An 18439-nucleotide genomic window follows, 5' to 3' on the forward strand; every position below is an offset into this window, starting at 1 on the left:
GACCGCCTGGACGTGTCATGGCACTCTCGGTCTTCGATCTCTTCTCCATCGGCATAGGGCCGTCCAGCTCGCACACCGTCGGCCCGATGCGGGCGGCACGGATGTTCGCGCGCCGGCTCAAGAACGAGGGCCTGCTGGCCCACACGGCCTCCGTACGCGCCGAGTTGTACGGCTCGCTCGGCGCGACCGGGCACGGGCACGGCACACCCAAGGCCGTACTGCTGGGGCTGGAGGGCCACGCCCCGGCGACCGTCGACATCGAGCAGGCCGACGAGTGGCTGCAGCGCATCCGCGAGACGAAACGGCTGCGGCTGCTCGCCGCGGAGATAGGCGACGCGCACGAGATCGCGTTCGACGAGTCGCGGGAACTGGTCCTGCACCGGCGCCGCTCCCTGCCGTACCACGCGAACGGGATGACCCTGTACGCGTACGACGCCTCGGGGACGGCGCTGCTGGAGAAGACGTACTACTCGGTGGGCGGCGGCTTCGTCGTGGACGAGGACGCCGTCGGCGAGGACCGTATCCGGCTGGACGACACCCCGCTCACGCACCCGTTCCGCACCGGCGACGAACTGCTCCGGCTCACCCGCGAGACCGGCCTGTCCATCTCCGCGCTGATGCTCGAGAACGAGAAGGCGTGGCGCACCGAGGCCGAGGTGCGCGCGGGCCTGCTGGAGATCTGGGGCGTCATGCAGGAGTGCGTCAAGCGCGGCCTGGGGCAGGAGGGCATCCTGCCCGGCGGCCTCAAAGTCCGCCGCCGCGCCGCCCATTCGGCCCGCCAGCTGCGCGCGGAGGGCGACGCCACGGCGCACGCCATGGAGTGGATCACGCTCTACGCGATGGCGGTCAACGAGGAGAACGCCGCGGGCGGCCGCGTCGTCACCGCCCCCACCAACGGCGCGGCGGGCATCATCCCCGCGGTCCTGCACTACTACGTCAACTTCGTTCCAGGCGCCGACGAAGAGGGCGTCGTCCGCTTCCTCCTCGCGGCGGGCGCCATCGGCATGCTGTTCAAGGAGAACGCGTCCATCTCCGGCGCCGAGGTCGGCTGCCAGGGCGAGGTCGGCTCGGCCTGCTCGATGGCGGCCGGCGGCCTCGCGGAGGTCCTGGGCGGCGAACCGGAGAAGGTCGAGAACGCCGCCGAGATCGGCATCGAGCACAACCTCGGCCTCACCTGCGACCCGATCGGCGGCCTCGTCCAGATCCCCTGCATCGAACGGAACGGCATGGCCTCGGTGAAGGCCGTCACCGCCGCCCGCATGTCCCTCCGCGGCGACGGCCGCCACCACGTCTCGCTGGACAAGGCGATCAAGACGATGAAGGACACGGGCGCGGACATGAAGGTCAAATACAAGGAGACGGCGCGGGGCGGGCTCGCGGTGAACGTCATCGAGTGCTGACCGCGCTCCGGCCCGTAACGTCCGATTCCACCGTGGCGTCAACGGCCGACAGCCCGGCTACGGGAGGGCGCCTGCGCGGGCGGCGAGGGCGCGGAGTTCGGGGGTGCTGCGGCCGGACAGCAGGAGCCCGGAGATCAGGGACCTCACCGCGGGCCGGGAATGTGTCTCCTGGGGTGCCTGGTGCTCGGCTGCCAGGAGCGCGCGGACGCATTCAGTCCGTACGTAGGAGCTGGTGCCGTTGGCGGGTGATCGGGCAGATCTGCCGCGAGTTGTCAGGTGCGGAGTTCGAAGGCGTTTAGGCCACAGCTGCCGGCGGCAAAAAGAGCCTGGCCCTGGAGTGTCCATGTGCACGTGGTCAGTTCACCGTCGACGCGCACGAGTGTTGCAGTCCGTCCCTCGTGGACGTTCCACACGTGGGCCTCCCCGCTCTGGCTGGCGGTGGCGAGCCAGGCGCCATCCGGGGAGATCGCCACCGACTCCACCCGACCGGTGTGTCCGGTGAGGGTCGCAGTGCACCGGCCCATTGCCCGGTCCCACAGCCGCACCGTCCTGTCCCAGCTGGCGGTGGCGAGCCAGGCGCCATCCGGGGAGATCGCCACCGACTCCACCCGACCGGTGTGTCCGGTGAGGGTCGCGGTGCACCGGCCCATTGCCCGGTCCCACAGCCGCACCGTCCTGTCCCAGCTGGCGGTGGCGAGCCAGGCGCCATCCGGGGAGATCGCCACCGACTCCACCCGACCGGTGTGTCCGGTGAGGGTCGCGGTGCATCGGCTGGTGGTGCGGTCCCACAGTCGCACTGTCCTGTCCCAGCTGGCGGTGGCGAGCCAGGCGCCATCCGGAGAGATCGCCACCGACGTCACGTCATCGGTGTGGCCGGTGAGGGTCGCGGTGCACCGGCCCATTGCCCGGTCCCACAGCCGCACCGTCCTGTCCCGGCTAGTTGTGGCGAGCCAGGCGCCGTCCGGGGAGATCGCCACCGACGTCACGTCATCGGTGTGGCCGGTGAGGGTCGCGGTGCACCGGCCCGTTGCGCGGTCCCACAGCCGCGCCCTTCTGCCCGAGCTGGCGGTGGCGAGCCAGGTGCCGTCGGGGGAGATCGCCACCGAATTGGCCGCGGAGTGGCTGCCGGCGCGCTGTATGGCCGACCTTCCCCCGCGTGTCTCCCACAACCGCGCTGATCCGTCCGGATCGCCGGCGTCGCGGAGTTCGTCCGCCTGCGTTGGCGCTGAGGAATTCGCTGCCCGGTCGCCTGCCCTGGATAGGGTGCCTTCGCGGTCCCACAGTCGCACTGTCCTGTCCCGGCTGGTGGTGGCGAGCCAGGCGCCATCCGGGGAGATCGCCACCGACGTCACGTCATCGGTGTGGCCGGTGAGGGTCGCGGTGCACCGGCCCATTGCCCGGTCCCACAGCCGCACCGTCTTGTCGTGGCTGGTGGTGGCGAGCCAGGCGCCATCCGGGGAGATCGCCACCGACGTCACGTCATCGGTGTGGCCGGTGAGGGTGGTGGTGCATCGGCTGGTGGTGCGGTCCCACAGTCGCACCGTCTTGTCGTGGCTGGTGGTGGCGAGCCAGGCGCCATCCGGAGAGATCGCCACCGAGTGCACCGCACTCCTGTGGCCGGTGAAGGTGGCAGTGCACCGCCCGGTTGCGCGGTCCCACAGTCGCACCGTCATGTACTGGCTGGTGGTGGCGAGCCAGGCGCCGCCCGGGGAGATCGCCACCGAGTGCACCGCACTCCTGTGGCCGGTGAAGGTGGCGGTGCACCGGCCCGTTGCGCGATCCCACAGTCGCACCGTCTCGTCCCGGCTGGTGGTGACGAGCCAGGTGCCATCCGGAGAGATCGCCACCGACTCCACCGAATCGGAGTGGCCGGTGAGGGTCGCGGTGCACCGGCCCGTTGCGCGATCCCACAGTCGCACCGCCTTGTCGCCGCTGCCAGTGGCGAGCCAGGTGCCATCCGGAGAGATCGCCACCGACATCACCGAATCGGAGTGGCCGGTGAGGGTCGCGGTGCACCGGCCCGTTGCGCGATCCCACAGTCGCACCGTCATGTCGCCGCTGCCAGTGGCGAGCCAGGTGCCATCCGGAGAGATCGCCACCGACATCACCGAATCGGAGTGGCCGGTGAGGGTCGCGGTGCACCGGCCCGTTGCGCGATCCCACAGTCGCACCGTCATGTCGCCGCTGCCAGTGGCGAGCCAGGTGCCATCCGGAGAGATCGCCACCGACATCACCGAATCGGAGTGGCCGGTGAGGGTCGCGGTGCACCGGCCCGTTGCGCGATCCCACAGTCGCACCGTCATGTCGCCGCTGCCAGTGGCGAGCCAGGTGCCATCCGGAGAGATCGCCACCGACATCACCGAATCGGAGTGGCCGGTGAGGGTGGTGAGGAGGGCAGGGTCCGGGAGGTCGGGTGGGGGCCAGAGGGCGACCAGAAGCGGTCGCGTGGGGGCGGAAGCCAGGCGGGCGGTCACCTGGTCGCGCCACAGCGGGGAGAACGCGAGCCGGCTGTAGAGGGTGCTGAGCACGAGAGAGGCCGGGTCGGTGGGCGCGAGCAGGTGTGTCGACTGCGCCAGGGTGCGTGCCCGTGATGCCGCGTGCGTGGTGGGAACATGGCTCAGGTCGCGTGGGGCGGCGTTGGCCCCGTGCCGGACCAGGCGCTCCTCCACCCACCGCAGATCGCCGGCGACGGCCTCGGCCAGCTCGGTACGGCCGGCTGCCACCAGGTGCTCGATCAGATGATCCTGAAGGTAGCCATCGGCCAGTTCCCACCACGCGCGATAAGGGGAGCCGGTGTGCGTCGCGGACAGTGGCGCGGCCTCGGGAAGGTCTTCGGCTGATGCGTCCACCAACTGGTCGTGGAGCGCGGCGAGTTGTGCTGGCTGCCGGGTACTGAAGAGGTAGTCGCGGATTACGTCGTGCAGGGTGATGCGGCCGCCGTTGTCGGTGGAGAGCGACAGCAGCGACAGCCCGGCCAGCTCCGCGCACAACTCCCGTGACCTGTGCTCGCTCAGTCCGGCGGTGGCTCGCCACAGCCGGGCGATCAGAGGGAGGGGGATTGCCTCGTCTTCAGCGAAGATCGCGAGTTCGGCGAACCGCTCCGTGCCGTCCTCCGGCAGCAAGCCGGTCGCCGCCTCCACGGTGGCACGGATGGCACGACGGCGGTCTTCGGGACGGTCCACATCCACAGCGCCACCCGCGGGGTCGACCCCTTGCGGGCCATGGACGCGCAGCCGCTGCAGCATCTCCTCGGCGGCCTGGGCCGGGTCCTGCCCGGTGGCAATATGCGTCTTGAGCTGCCGGTTGACCAAGCGCAGCAGAAGCGGCCACCTGCCGGTGGCATTCAGCAACGCACCGGTGGTCAGCGGGGGCAGCCCGTCGACTTCCCACGTCAGCACAGTGCGGGCCTGGTCGAGGGTCATCTGGTCGACCTGGATCATCCGGGCGCCGGCCGGGAGCAGGGCTGGGACGCGGGTGGTGACCAGACGTAGGCACTGACTGCCGCCGTGGAGGAAGGGGTCGAGCTGCTCGGCCGTCCACACGTCGTCCAGGAGCAGCAGGGTCGGCTTGCGCTGGTCCAGCAGGCGGCCCAGATGCCGCCCGGCGTCCGCAGGGTCGGTGAACTGCGCCGTGTCGCCGGTGATGAACCGGGTGATCTCAGCGACCCGCGCGGTGATGTCCGCCCGGCCCCGCACCTCCCGGCCGATGGTGAAGCGGTACACCCCACCCTTGTAGCGCTTGCGGACCCGAGGGCTGGCGCAGACCATCTCGGCCAGCGTGGTCTTGCCGAACCCGCCCGCACCCCACAGCGACGTGGTGATCCCCACCGTCGACCCGCTCTGGCAGACCGCCTCCTCGGCCCGCCGCCGCTCCTCCCGGTCGACGAACCACGCCGGAACCGGCGTTGGCTCCGGCGCGGGAGGATCCCCATGAGGACCGCTGGCGTCGGTGGGCGAAGGCGGCTGTGCCCAGATCCCCCAGGCGGCCACACCGGCTCCGGCCAGGGTCAACGCCACGGAGACGGGCCAGCCTCCCGGCAGCGACACACCGGATACCGAGCCCTGCAACGCACCGACAACTACGCCGACACCGGCGAGCGCCGGTACCGCCCTTCGCTGCCGCACCCGACCCCTCCTGCGTCTCCCACAAACACGCGGTCGTAGCCCTCCCCGTGGGCTGCCGCGGCTCGCCACACACTACGCAGCGCGGGATCAAGATGGCGTGAGTTCGGGCTTCTCACCGGCCCGTGGCGCTTACAACGGGCCACACAACGAGCAGAGTTGCCGAAAGTGATCAGACGGCAGGCGAGTCTGAGAAACGCTTCGTGGATATCGGCCCGCCGCTCCCGGCGAATCCGCAGGCGTCGGAAACCGTGCAGCCACGCGATACTGCGCTCGACCACCCACCGGCAACACGATCCCACACCTCATCCGACACGATCCACGGCGACGTCCCCACACCGGACAGAACGCTCAACCACCGCCCCGGACACGGCCATCAGCACCGACCCAATTCATTGGGTTAGGGAGTATTACTCGTTTGCAAGGGAGAACAGGCTGTCAACGTTTTGACGGCTCGTCAGGCACCCGCGTGGACGTGCGCGGCCCAGAGGGACGGGGTGGCGGGGAGGCGGGCGCGGAGGGCGCGTACGGCGGCGTGCAGCGCGTACGCGGCGCGGTCCGGGGGAGGGACCGGGCCTGGGCCTGGGTACGGGCCGAGGCCGGCGTAGAAGTCGTCGGCGAGGGTGACGGCCGTGTCGTCGACGATCTGCCAGAGCGTGCCCACCACGTGCCGGAATCCCGCGAGTTGGAACGCCGCTGTGAGGTGGATCGCCTCGTCGGACAGCGCGCCCGCGGTGACCGCCGTACGGCAGGCGGAGAGGTACGCGAGCCGGGCGTGGTCGAGTCGTACGGACGCCAGCGTGCCGACCGTGAAGGGCGCGCTGTCGTGGTCGTGGAGGAACAGCCGGCTCTGCGACGGGTCGGCCGCGTCCGTCTCGCCGTGGCAGGCGAAGTGGGCGACCGGCGTGCCGGCCAGCCGCGCCAGGACGGCGTCCCGCGTCGGCGGCTCGCTGCCGGGCTCCTCGCGCCCCGCGAGGCGCGCCGCGAGGCGCGCCGTTACGGCCGCGACTTCGTCCGGCACGTGGTCGAGCGGGGCGTGGCCGGGTGTGGTGGGCATGGCGACGACGAGCGGCCGCCCGTTGCCGCCGCCGTCGGGCAAGGGGCGGCGGGCGTGCCGCAGGGCGCGGACGGTGGGGGTGTACGACGACACGACCCGGTCCAGTACGGCCGCTCCCGGCTCGTCGTGGCGGCCCGCCGCGTGGACCGGCAGCAGGCTGAGCGGCCCGCACGGCACCCACCACACGCGCGGCCAGGCGGAGCCGTACGCGTCGGACGCGGCGTCGGACTCGGACCCGCCCCGCGGCGCCCCGCCGTGCCCCAGCTCCGCCAGCACCGGTTCGGCCGCGGCGTCCCACAACCACCCCAGCACCCCGGCCAGTTCCCGCTGCGCCTCCCTGCGGCGGCGGCCGTCCGGGGCGGCGTTCGCGTCGTGTACGGCAGCCTGGAACAGCTCGCTCTGCCGGGTCACGGCGTCCGCGCCGAGTCCGGGCAGCGGCAGGGCGGTGACGCCGGAGCCGGTGAGTACGAGGGCGTCGCTGCGCAGCGAGCTGACGTTGAGCATCACCACGGCGCCCTCCCGCGCCTCGGCGAGGAGTTCGCCGAGCGGCGGCGGCAGGGCGAAGGTCGCGAACCCGGGCAGCTTCCGTATCGCGGCCAGCTCGGTCTCGAAGTCGGCGACCAGCCGGTGCCGGTCGCCGGTGCCGCCGCCGGCGGCGGTGCCCATGAGGGTGTCGGTGGCGTCCGCGGGCTGGTCGAGCCGGTCGCGCAGGCTCTCGAAGCGGGCGGCGCGGGCGGGGTACTGCTGCCGGAGTGCGGCCAGTTCGTCCCGGTCGCCGCCGCGGAGGTCGAGGGCCTGGCCCATGAGGACGCCCCGGCCGGCCTCCAGGAGCTGTACGGCGCGTGCCGCGCGTCCGGCGGGTGTGCCGCGCGTGTCGGACAGGGCCAGCGCGGCGGCCTCGCTCGCGAGGCCGGGCAGTTCGCGGAGCACGCGCTGCTGTTCGCCCCGGTACAGCTGGCGCGGTGCCACGCGGGGCAGCAGCGTCACCGCCTCCTCGTAGAGGTCGCCGGCCCGTACGGGGTCGCTCTCCGCCGTCAGCCGTGCCGCCTCGACCAGCGCCTCGATGCGCGCGAACGGCGTGGCCGAAGGGTGCCGCGCGGCCTCCTCGTACGCGCGCACCGCCGCGTCCCGGTCGGACGCGTCGCCGAGGTGCTCGAAGCGGACGCGCAGGGCTTCGCCGAGGGCGTCCAGGATTCCGCCCCGCCGGGCCCGCTCGTGCGGGGTGTCGCGGTGCGCCTGGCGCAGTGTGGCGAGTGCCTCGTCCAGGTCCCGTGCCGACGCGTCCGAGGTGACCTTCCGGTACCGGGTCAGCAGGACCCGCCCGAGGATGTGCAGGCACGAGGTGCGGCTCGGGCCTTCCGCCGGGGCGTACCGTACGGCCTTGCGGGCGAGGCCGACGGCCTCGTCGAGGTCCGCCTCGCGGCCGGCCAGCTTGAACCGCTGCAGCAGCACGCCGCTCCAGTTGGCCAGCGTCGCGTGCCGGTGGAACCAGTCGACGGGGGCGGTCCGCAGCGCGGACTCGCAGGCGTCGGCGGCCGCTTCGGCGTCGGCCGCCGACTCGCGGTAGGCGGCGCGTCTCGCCAGCGCGGTCCCGAGGGCGTACAGCAGCATGGGCCGGCCGTTGTCGGCGGCCGGCAACTGCTCGCCGGCCTCGCGGAGGGCGGTGACCGCCGCGTCCAGATCCGCGCCCGCGGCGGTGCGGGCGAACCTGGTCTGAAGCGCCTGCGCCAGGCCGGCCACGACCAGCGGCTGCGGGCCGTGGGCGGTCGCGCCGCGCAGCACCGCGCGGTACGTGTTCACCACCTCGTCCAGGTCCGCCATGGAGCCGCTGTCCAGCGCCCGCGCGAACAGCACGCCGGCCATGGCCAGTTGGTACGCGGGCTGGTACGCCGGGTCGTCGGCGGCCACGGATCCGGGTGCGACCCGGCAGAGTTCACGCGCGGCGGCCAGGTCGCGGGCGTCCCCGGCCCGTTCGTACCGCATGCGCAGCATCTCCGCCAGGAAGACCGAGCACGCGGTGTAGGCGGCGTCGGAGACGGCCAGGCGGTCGCGGGTCTCCGTGGCCACGTCCACGGCCTCGTCCAGGAGTTCCGGCGGCGCGCCGTACACGACGCGGTAGTACAGCGCGTACGTCAGCGCGAGGAGGGCCCTCCTGCGGAACGGGGTGCCGACCGGGGCCGCCGCGACGGCTCGCCTCTGGAGGCCGACCGCCTCGTCCACGTCGCCGGTGTCGCCGCGGAGTTCGTACCTCCCCACCAGCGCCGAGCCCAGGGAGGTGAGGCTGTGGAGGTGCCACATGCTCCCTGCGGGGGCGCCGTCGAGCGCGGACCGCAGGAGCGGCAGGCTCTCGTCGAGGTCTGCTTCGTCCTGGGTGATCGTGTAGCGCAGGTACAGCGCGGACCCCAGGTTGAGGAGTACGTTCCCGGTCCCCTTCGCACCCGTGGCGCTGCTCCGCGCGGCCTCGCGCAGCGCCGTGACGGCCTCGTCGATGTCCGCCGGGTCGTCGTCGCGGGCGTACCGCTGCTCCAGGACTCCACCCAGGTCCCCCAGGTACACGGCCCGGTTGGGGTGGCCGGCGGGGGTGTGCTCCACCGCCTGGCGCAGCAGGTCCACGGCCAGGTCGAGGTCCTCGCCGGTACGCTCACGCACGTACCGCACCCCCAGCGCGCTGGCCAGGTTGGCCAGGCACAGGCCCCGCTCCGGGTGGCCGGGCGGCGCCAGCCGGAGCGACCGGCGGCCGGCGCCGAGCGCCGTCGACAGGTCCGCCGGCGACCCTTCGTGCTGGAAGCGGAGGCGCGCCGCGAACGCCAGGTTGGCGACGTACACGGGCAGCCGCGGATCGCCGGGCGCGACGGCGCTCTCGATCCGCTCCCACATCCAGATCACCTTCGTGATGAGGTCCGCGTCGTACGAGTCCGCGACGCCCAGGGTGTCGTGGAGGGTGAGCCGCGCGGCGAAACCGGTGATTCCGGGCATGAGTTCGCCGGGCAGGTCGTCGATGCCCGCGACGAAGCAGACCGCGAACGCCTGTACGGCGCGCGTACGGTCCTCCTCCCCCGCCTTCGGGCCGAGCGCGTTCGCGCGTGTCCAGTGCAGGCAGCCGAGCGGGTGCCGGGCCCGCAGGGCGTCGGTGTCGTACCGCTGCCGTACTGCCCGCGTGAGCCGGTGGGCGGCGGCGAGCGAGGCGGGCTCCAGTACGGGAGCGGGATCGCCGGTGCGCCGGACCCGCTCCAGCCGGGCGGTCACCTCGGCGAGTCCGGGCAGTCCCGGCAGCGCACCGGGCCGTCCCGGCTCCCCCGGCACTCCCGGCAGCGCGGTGCCCGGTGTTCCCCCGTCACCCATGACGGCATGGTAGTAACCTCCGGCAACGAACGGGAGGGGACAAGTGACCGACGAGCCACAGCACGTGACCGACGACCCCAGGCGGGCGGCACGCCGCGCGCGCGGACTCGCGTACGTCTGCGAGAACCTCCCGTACCTGCGCGAGACGCTGCCGTCCGGCGACGCCGTCGAACGGCTGCTGGACGCCGTACGGGAGCGGCGCACGGCCGCGGACGTGGACGCCGCGCTGGACGCGCTGCACCACCAAGTGCAGGCCGCGGGCGACGCGTTGGGCGTGTACGCGGGCCTGCGGGGCGACTGGTTCGGGCGCGGCGACACGGGGGCGCGGCCGGTCGGGTTCTCCGCTCCGTCGGCGCGGCCGGTGCCGGGCGACGACACCGAGAAGGCCCACCTCTGCCCGCACGGCCGGTGCGCCCGGTACGTCTGGCCGGAGGCCGCCGCGGCGGACGGACCGGAGTGCGCGATCGACGGCCGGCCGATGCCGCTCAGGAACCTGTAGCGGCCCGCGCGATGGGAGGGCTGCTGACCGAACTCGGCAAACAGATCGCCGAACGCTGGCTGTCGCTGCTCGTGCTGCCCGGCGCCCTGCTCCTCACCGTGCTCGCCGCCGGGCACGAACTGGGCCACCGCCGCTGGTACGACATCGCCGTGCTCCCCGGCCGGCTCGGCGCGTACACCGACCAGTGGGCGGGTACGTCGTCCCGGCTCGTGGCGCTGCTCGCCGGGGTGCTCGTCGCGTCGGCGGCGTGCGGGGTGTGCGCGCAGGCGCTGGGTTCGCTGCTGGAACGCGGCTGGCTGGCCGCCGGCTGGCAGGGCTGGCCCGCGCCCGTACGGCGGTTGGCGGAGCGCCGTACGGAGCGGCGCCGGGCCCGTTACGCCGGCCGCCGGGACGCCGTCGCGCGTGCCGCGGCCGAGCACGGGCCCGGCACGCGTGCCGTCCAGGCCGCCCGGCACCGGCTGCGCCGCGTCGCGCAGGTGGCCCCGGACCGGCCGACGTGGGCGGGCGACCGGCTGCACGCCACGGAGACCCGGCTGCGCCGCGACCTGGGCGTGGACGTCGGCATGGTGTGGCCGCAGCTGTGGCTGGCGGCGTCCGACACGACGCGCGCGGAGGTGACGGCGGCCCGCGAGGCGATGGCCAGGGCGGCGACGCTGGCGGGCTGGGGCCTGCTGTACCTGCTCGTCGCCGCGGCGTGGTGGCCGGGCCTGCTGGTCTCCGCCGCGGTCACGGCCACGGCATGGCACAGGGCGCGCGCCGCCACGGACACGTACGCGACGCTGGTGGAGGCGGTGACCCGGTTCCACTTCCCGGACCTGGCCCGCCAGTTGGGCCTGCTCGCCGAGGGCAGCCCGCCCTCACGGCGTACGGGCGAGCTGGTGACGGAGTACGCGGCGTCGGGACGGCTGCCGTCGGACGAGCCGTAGCGGCTTTACGTGCCGTCCGCCCCGTCCCCGTCCCCGTCCGCGCCCAGCAGCGCGGTCAGTCCGGCCGTTCCGGCGGGGGCGGTGAGGAGCGTGCCGTCCCCGGTCTCGTGCGCGGTCACGCCCGTGCCCTCGGGTACGGCGGCGTGCTCGCCCGCGAGGAGTACGTGCCAGGGCCCGCGCGCCCCGCTCGCCTCGGTGGTGATCCGGCGCCCCGCGCGCCGGGTGCGGAAGACGGCGCCGGGTGCGCCGTCGGCGGCCGGTACGCGGGTGGTGATGGTCTCGCCGTCGCGGAGGGCGTACGCGCGCAGGGTCACGCCGTCCGCCCAGTCGTAGACGGCGCTGTCGTCCCGTGCACCGAACGGGATGACCGACCCGGGCCGTGCCAGCAGCGGCAGGCTGTCGAAGCCGTGCCGCTCGCGCCGCCAGCCGGGGCCGGTGACGCGCTCACCCGTCAGTACGCGCGTCCACTCGCCGGCCGGCACGTAGTAGTCGACGGTGCCGTCGGCGGTGAAGACGGGCGCGACGAGCAGGTCGTCGCCGAGCATGTACTGCCGGTCCAGGGTGTGGCAGCCGGGGTCGTCGGGGAACTCCAGGAGCATCGCGCGCATCACGGGCGTGCCGTGCTCGGCGGCCTGCCGGGCGGCGCGGTAGAGGTACGGCATCAGCCGGTGCTTGAGCCGGGTGAAGTCGCGGGTGACGGCGACGGCCGAGCCCGTGTCCGTACCGTCGCCCGTACCCGTATCACCGTCGTCACCCGCAGAGCTCTCGTCGGCCGCGTCGAAGGCCCACGGCACCCGGTACGAGGAGCTGCCGTGCAGCCTGCTGTGCGAGGACAGCAGCCCGAACGGCACCCACCGCTTGAAGACCTCGGGGCTCGGTGTGCCCTCGAAGCCGCCGATGTCGTGGCTCCAGAAGCCGAACCCGGACAGCCCGAGCGACAGCCCGCCGCGCAGCGACTCGGCCATGGCCTCGAAGGTGGACTCGCAGTCGCCGCCCCAGTGCACGGGGTACTGCTGCCCGCCCGCCGTCGCGGAGCGCGCGAACAGCACGGCCTCGTCCGCACCGCGCTCCTCGGTGAGGGTGTCGAAGACGGTGCGGTTGTAGAGGTGGGTGTAGTGGTTGTGCATCCGCTCGGGGTCGGAGCCGTCGTGCCAGACGACGTCGGTGGGGACGCGTTCGCCGAAGTCGGTCTTGAAGCAGTCGACGCCCTGCCCGAGCAGCCCGCGCAGCTTCTCGGCGTACCACTCCCGCGCTCCCGGGTGCGTGAAGTCGACCAGGCCCATGCCCGCCTGCCACATGTCCCACTGCCACACGCCGCCGTCGGGCCTGCGTACGAGGTAGCCGAGCCGCGCGGCCTCCGCGAACAGCGGGGACTTCTGGGCGATGTACGGGTTGATCCACACGCAGATCCGCAGCCCGTGCTCCTCCTTGAGCCGCGCGAGCATGCCTTCGGGGTCGGGGAAGACGTCGGGGTCCCAGGTGAAGTCGCACCACTGGTAGGCGCGCATCCAGAAGCAGTCGAAGTGGAACACGCCGAGCGGGATGTCCCGTTCGGCCATGCCGCGGACGAAGCGGCTGACGGTCTCCTCGTCGTACGAGGTGGTGAACGACGTCGACAGCCACAGCCCGAACGACCACGCCGGGGGCAGCGCGGGGCGGCCGGTGAGCGCGGTGTAGCGGTCGAGGATCTCCTTCGGGGACGGGCCGTGGACGACGTGGAACTCGAGGACCTGGTCGGCGACGCTGAACTGCACCTGCCCGACGGCCTCGGAGCCGATCTCGTACGACACGGTGCCGGGGTGGTTGACGAAGACGCCGTAGCCGCGGTTGGTGAGGTGGAACGGCACGTTCTTGTACGCGAGTTCGCTCGCGGTGCCGCCGTCGGCCTGCCAGATGTCGACGCTCTGCCCGTTGCGCAGCAGCGGGGTGAAGCGCTCGCCGAGGCCGTAGACGAGTTCGCCGACGCCGAGGGAGAGCTGCGCGACGGAGTGGTGCGTGCCGTCGGGCGTGGTGGCGTAGCCGGTGCCGCGGGTGCCGACGGAGGTGAGGGTGCGGCCGCCGGCGGTGAAGTCCAGCCGGTACGGGCCCGCCGTGTCGACCCGCAGCGACAGCGCGCCCGCGGCCAGTTCGAGCACCGAGCCGTCGCGGCTGACCTTGCCGGCGGGCGCGGCGCCTTCGGCGGGCCCGTGCAGCGCGAAGTGGGGGCCCGGGTCGGGGCCGCCCGCGTGGTGGGTGACGCGTACGCCGATCACGCCGTCGGCGGGCGCGAAGCACTCGACGGTCAGCAGGGGGGCGTTGAGGGTGTCGCCGCGGTGCCGGACGTGGCGTACGGGCGCGTAGAGGGTGAGGCGGTCGTCGTCGACGCGGGTGTCGGCGATCTCGGTGGCGTAGGCGGCCTGCACGCCCTCCCGCATCAGCCAGTAGCCGTCGGTGAACTTCATCGGTCTGCCTGCTCTCCGGTGTGCTGTGCCTGCTGTGCGTGGTGCTCGCGGTGGGCGGCGATCAGGCCGCGGTACCAGTGGTAGCTGTCCTTGGGGAGGCGCTCCTGCGTGTCGTAGTCGACGCGTACGAGCCCGAAGCGCTGCCCGTAGCCGCGCGCCCACTCGAAGTTGTCGAGCAGGGACCAGACGTAGTAGCCGCGTACGTCGACGCCCGCGGCGATCGCGCCGGCCAGCGCCGTGAGGTGGTCGCGCAGGTAGTCCACGCGGTCGGCGTCGTGCACGTGCCCGTCGGGGGCGACGGTGTCGGCCTCGGCGGAGCCGTTCTCGGTGATGTACAGCGGGGGCAGCGCGGGGTAGCGCCTGCTGAGGTCCACGAGGAGGTCGGTGAAGGTGTGCGGCATGACCGGCCAGCCCATGGTGGTGTGCCGTACGCCGTCGCGCGCGACCTGCTCGACGCGGATGTCGGCGGCCGTACGGGTCGCGGGGTCCGGGTCGCGGTACGGCGCGTCGGTGACGGTGATCGGCCGGTAGTAGTTGATGCCGGTGAAGTCCAGTGGTGCCGCGATGCGTTCCAGGTCGCCGTCGAGGCGCCAGGGGCCGTCCGCGAGCCCGCCCCAGGTCCCGGTCTCGTCGCGCGGGTAGCGCCCGGCGAACAGCGGGTCGAGCCACACCTCGTTGTGCAGCGTCTCGGCGCGGCGCACCGCCGCGTGGTCGGCGGGCGCTTCGGTGGCGGGCAGCAGCCGGTCCGGGTTGAGGGTGATGCCGACCTGCCCGGCGCCGGCGGCGCGCAGGGCCCGTACGGCGAGCCCGTGCCCGACGAGGAGGTGGTGGGCGGCGGCGAGCGCGCCCGCGCCCTCGCGGGTGCCGGGGGCGTGGCCGCCGATGGCGTGGCCGACGAACGCGCTGCAGAACGGCTCGTTGAGAGTGATCCAGCGCGGGACGCGGTCGGCGAGCCGCTCGGCGGTGAGCGCGGCGTACTCGGCGAACCGCTCGGCGGTCTCCCGTACGCGCCAGCCGCCGCGGTCCTCCAGGGCCTGCGGCAGGTCCCAGTGGTAGAGGGTGGCGGCGGGGCTGACGCCGGCGGCGAGGAGCTCGTCCACGAGCCGGTCGTAGAAGTCCAGGCCGCGCGCGTTGGCAGGCCCTTCGCCGGTGGGCTGGACGCGGGGCCAGGCGATGGAGAAGCGGTAGCTGTGCACGCCGAGGCCGCGCAGCAGGGCGACGTCCTCGGGGTAGCGGTGGTAGTGGTCGCAGGCGACGTCCCCGGTGGCGCCGTCTGCGACGCGTCCGGGCTCACGGCAGTACGTGTCCCAGATCGACGGGCCGCGCCCGTCCTCGTCGTACGCGCCCTCGATCTGGTAGCTGGCGGTGGCGGCGCCGAAGACGAAGTCCGCGGGGAGCGCGGTGAGCGCCGTCGGGAACCGGGTGGATTCCGGACTCATCAGGTGGGGTACCCCTTGCTTGCTCGCGATGCTGGCTTGCCTGTGCTGGTCTGCGTGTGCCTGCTGCGTGTGCTGGCTTGGTTGTGAACGGTGGGCGGGCGGCGGCTACTTCACGGACCCGCCGGTGATCCCGGCGGAGATGTACTTCTGCGCGACGACCAGCAGCACCGCCGCCGGTACGGCCGACAGCACGGCCGTGGCCATGACGGCGCCCCAGTCGCTGACGTGCGCGCCGACGAACTGGTAGATGCTGAGCGTCACCGGCTTCACGTCGTCCGTGGTGTTGAGCGTCAGCGCGAACATGAAGTCCGACCAGGCGAACAGGAACGTGAACAGCCCCGCCGTGATCAGCGCGTTGCGGCTCATCGGCAGGACGACCCGTACGAACGCCGTGAACCGGTTCGCGCCGTCCACCAGCGCCGCCTCCACCACCTCGGTGGGGATGGAGACCATGAACGCGCGCAGCAGCACGATGGAGAACGGCAGCCCCAGGGAGGCGTCGGCGAGGATCAGCCCGAGGTACGAGTTGACGAGCCGCAGTTCCGCGTACGCGCTGTAGAGGGCGTTGGCGATGACGATGCCCGGCACCATCTGCGTGATGAGCGTGGTGAAGACGATGGCGCGGCTGCCGCGCAGCCCGAACTGGGCGAGCCCGTACGCGGCGGGCGCGGCCAGCACCAGGCAGACGGCGACGGCGCCGAGGGCGATGCCGAGGCTGGTGAGCAGCGCGCGGCCCTGGCTGTCCAGCGCCTCCCGGAAGCTGGCCAGGCCGGGCGAGGTCGGGAACCAGTCGACGGCGATGCCCGCGGAGGGCTGGAGCGCGGTGGACAGCATCCAGTAGACGGGGAACAGCAGCACGGCGAGGATCAGCAGCGCCGCGACGGTGTTCCAGGCGCGCCAGGCGCGTGCGCTGCGGCTGCCGCGCGCGCGGGTGCGTCCCGTGCTGGTGGTGGTTGTGGTCGTGGTGGTCGTAGCCAACGTGATCACTTCCCGGTGCGGCCGGAGCCGGCGCGGTCGGCGTACAGGTACAGCACGGCGAACACCGCGCTGATCAGGATGAGGACATTGCCGACGACGGCGCCCTGCCCGAAGTCGAGGCGCATGAACGACATCTGGTAGGTGACGGTGCCGAGCGTCTGGGTGGAGTCGGCGGGGCCGCCCGAGGTGAGCGCGAGGATCAGGTCGAGGATCTTCACCGTCGACATGAAGCCCAGCACCAGCACGACGGTGATGACCGGCCGCAGCATCGGCAGCGTGATGCTGCGGAAGACGCGCCACGGCCCGGCACCGTCCAGGGCGGCCGCCTCGTACAGGTCGCGCGGTATCTCCTGGAGGCCGCCGTAGAGGATGACCATGTTGAACGGGATGCCGATCCAGATGTTGACCAGCACCGCGGACAGCAGCGCCACGCTGGGGCTGTTCAGCCAGGGCACGCCGCCGTCCGTCAGACCGAGCGTCTGGAGGGCCGAGTTGAGGACGCCGTGCTCCTGGTCGAGGATGCGCCGCCAGACGACCGCGGCGACCACCATCGGCACCAGCCAGGGCAGCAGCAGCACGGCCCGTACGGTGCCGGACAGCCGGAAGCGGCGGGAGAAGAAGACGGCGAGCGCCAGCCCGATGGTGAACTGGCCGAGGAGCGACCCGGCCGTGAACAGCGCGGTGTGCCAGAGGGCGTCGGTGAACAGCGGGTCGTCGAGCACGGCCCGGTAGTTGGCGAGGCCGTGGAAGGGAGCCTCGCCGGTGAAGTAGGTGGTGGGCGTGTAGTGCTGGAAGCTCATCAGCACGTTGCGCACCAGCGGGTAGCCGAAGAAGGCGGCCATGTAGACCAGCGCGGGCGCGATGAACAGCCAGCGCAGCAGGGCCGTACGGCGTCCCCGGCGGGCCGCCGCATCGGGTGTGCCCGCGGCCTTCCCCGGCTCGGACGCGGGTGCGGGCGCGGGCGTCGCGGACGGTGTCGTGGCGGTGCTCATACGGCTCCTCACTCCCCCGCCGTCGCCTGCCGCTGCGCGCGGCGCAGGGCGCTCTCCGGGCTCGCCTGGCCGGTGAGCACGGACTGGAACGCGCCGGCGAGCGCGTCGCCCACGACGGGCCAGCCGGCGCCGACCTGCGCGGTGCGGGAACGGGCGGTGGTGACCAGCCCGGCGAACGGGGCCAGCTTCGGGTTCTGCCGCGCGTAGGTGCGGGCGGCGGCGGCGCGGGTCGGGACGTTGTTGACGGCCTCGCCCCAGGCGAGCTGGTTCTCGGGCGTGTTGAGGCAGTTGAGGATCTTGGCGGCGTTCTTCTCGCGGCTGTCGTCCTCGTTCCTGGGCACGGTCATCACGGTGCCGCCGATCGGGGTGACGGCCGTGTCGCCGGCCTCCGGTACGGGCATGTCGGCGACGGCCCAGTCGACGTCCTTCTGGGCGGCCAGCACCGGCACCTGCCAGGGCCCGTTGATCATCATGGCCGTACGGCCCGCCACGAACTGGTCGTTGACGTCCTGCTGGTTCCAGTTGACGACGGCCTTGGAGACGGACTTGTCGGCCACCAGCCGCTGCCACAGCTCCAGCGCCGCGACGCCCTTGCCGTCGTCGAGGCGGGCCTCGTCGCCGCCCGAGGACCAGAAGAACGGCAGGAACTGGTAGACGCCGTCGGCGTCCGGGCTGGCGCTGAAGGCCAGCCCGTAGCGGCCGTCGCCGGTCAGTTCGCGGGCCGCGGCGCGCAGTTCGTCCCACGTACGGGGCGGCTCGACGCCGGCCTTCTTCAGCAGGTCCTTGTTGTAGTAGAGGGCGAGGGAGTTGGCGGCGCGGGCGACGCCGTAGCGGGTGCCGTCGTAGCTGCCGAGGATGACGGCGCTGCGGGAGAAGCCGGTGGTGTCGACGCCGAGTTCCTTCAGGCTGTGCAGGCCGCCGGTCTCGGCGAACTGCGGCAGCTCGGAGCCGTCGAGTTCGAGGATGTCGGGCAGCGACTTCGAGGAAGCCATCCGCAGCGCCTTGGACGACACCTGGTCGGCGGGCACGCTGTTCTGCTCGACGCGCAGCCCGTACTTGCGGGCGCAGCGGTCGAAGAACCGCTGGTTCTTGGTGTGTTCGGCGGTGTCGGTCGCGGAGTTGAGCACGGTGACGGTGCCGGGGTCCGGGGCGGGGGCGCAGCCGGGGAGGCCGAACGCGGCCACCGCCCCCACCGTGGCCACGGCGAGCAACGGGCGTGCTGGGCGGGAGTACATGGGTGGAAT

At 72.9% G+C, this 18439-nt stretch carries 10 protein-coding genes and 1 pseudogene; 3 read left to right on the plus strand and 8 right to left on the minus strand.

From position 1 onward, the window contains the following. Positions 1–17 precede the first annotated feature (17 nt). Positions 18–1400, plus strand: a complete 1383-nt coding sequence (locus DVA86_RS26990) for an L-serine ammonia-lyase (RefSeq protein WP_208882170.1) — start codon at positions 18–20, stop codon at positions 1398–1400. Between the two features lie 272 nt (positions 1401–1672). Here DVA86_RS26990 and DVA86_RS27000 read toward each other — a convergent pair whose 3' ends face one another. The 3 genes and pseudogenes from DVA86_RS27000 to DVA86_RS27005 form a co-directional block, all read right to left on the minus strand. Continuing rightward, entirely contained in the window at positions 1673–5524 is a 3852-nt protein-coding gene (locus DVA86_RS27000; protein ID WP_245997228.1) for an NB-ARC domain-containing protein, read from the minus strand. A 167-nt stretch (positions 5525–5691) separates the two neighbouring features. Continuing rightward, positions 5692–5808: pseudogene (locus tag DVA86_RS36135) on the minus strand (IS5/IS1182 family transposase); the annotation flags it as partial. 170 nt (positions 5809–5978) lie between these two features. Then, entirely contained in the window at positions 5979–9920 is a 3942-nt protein-coding gene (locus DVA86_RS27005; RefSeq protein WP_208882172.1) for a CHAT domain-containing protein, read from the minus strand. 43 nt (positions 9921–9963) lie between these two features. On the opposite strand from DVA86_RS27005, the gene DVA86_RS27010 reads away from it, so the two are divergent. Both DVA86_RS27010 and DVA86_RS27015 read left to right on the plus strand, forming a co-directional pair. Then, positions 9964–10419 (plus strand): hypothetical protein, encoded by a 456-nt coding sequence (locus DVA86_RS27010; RefSeq protein ID WP_208882174.1) that lies wholly within the window; start codon positions 9964–9966, stop codon positions 10417–10419. 11 nt (positions 10420–10430) lie between these two features. After that, positions 10431–11345, plus strand: coding sequence for a hypothetical protein (locus DVA86_RS27015; RefSeq protein WP_208882176.1), 915 nt, complete (start codon positions 10431–10433; stop codon positions 11343–11345). Positions 11346–11350: 5 nt separating this feature from the next. On the opposite strand, the gene yicI is transcribed toward DVA86_RS27015, so the two are convergent. From yicI to DVA86_RS27040, 5 genes are all read right to left on the minus strand, one after another. Further along, positions 11351–13786, minus strand: coding sequence for an alpha-xylosidase (gene yicI, locus DVA86_RS27020; protein WP_208882178.1), 2436 nt, complete (start codon positions 13784–13786; stop codon positions 11351–11353). After that, entirely contained in the window at positions 13783–15225 is a 1443-nt protein-coding gene (locus tag DVA86_RS27025) for a GH1 family beta-glucosidase (RefSeq protein WP_208882180.1), read from the minus strand. Before DVA86_RS27025 ends, yicI begins: the two co-directional genes overlap by 4 nt. A 105-nt stretch (positions 15226–15330) precedes the next feature. Further along, positions 15331–16203: a carbohydrate ABC transporter permease gene (locus DVA86_RS27030; protein WP_425470935.1), complete on the minus strand. Its 873-nt coding sequence runs from the start codon at positions 16201–16203 to the stop codon at positions 15331–15333. 5 nt (positions 16204–16208) lie between these two features. After that, complete coding sequence (locus DVA86_RS27035) at positions 16209–17195, minus strand: carbohydrate ABC transporter permease (RefSeq protein ID WP_208882182.1); 987 nt, start codon at positions 17193–17195, stop codon at positions 16209–16211. An 8-nt stretch (positions 17196–17203) separates the two neighbouring features. Next, the gene (locus tag DVA86_RS27040) at positions 17204–18430 is read right to left on the minus strand and encodes an ABC transporter substrate-binding protein (RefSeq protein ID WP_208882184.1); all 1227 of its coding nucleotides are present in this window, start codon (positions 18428–18430) and stop codon (positions 17204–17206) included. Between the last annotated feature and the right edge of the window lie 9 nt (positions 18431–18439).

This window comes from Streptomyces armeniacus, from assembly GCF_003355155.1.
Lineage (GTDB): Bacteria > Actinomycetota > Actinomycetes > Streptomycetales > Streptomycetaceae > Streptomyces > Streptomyces armeniacus.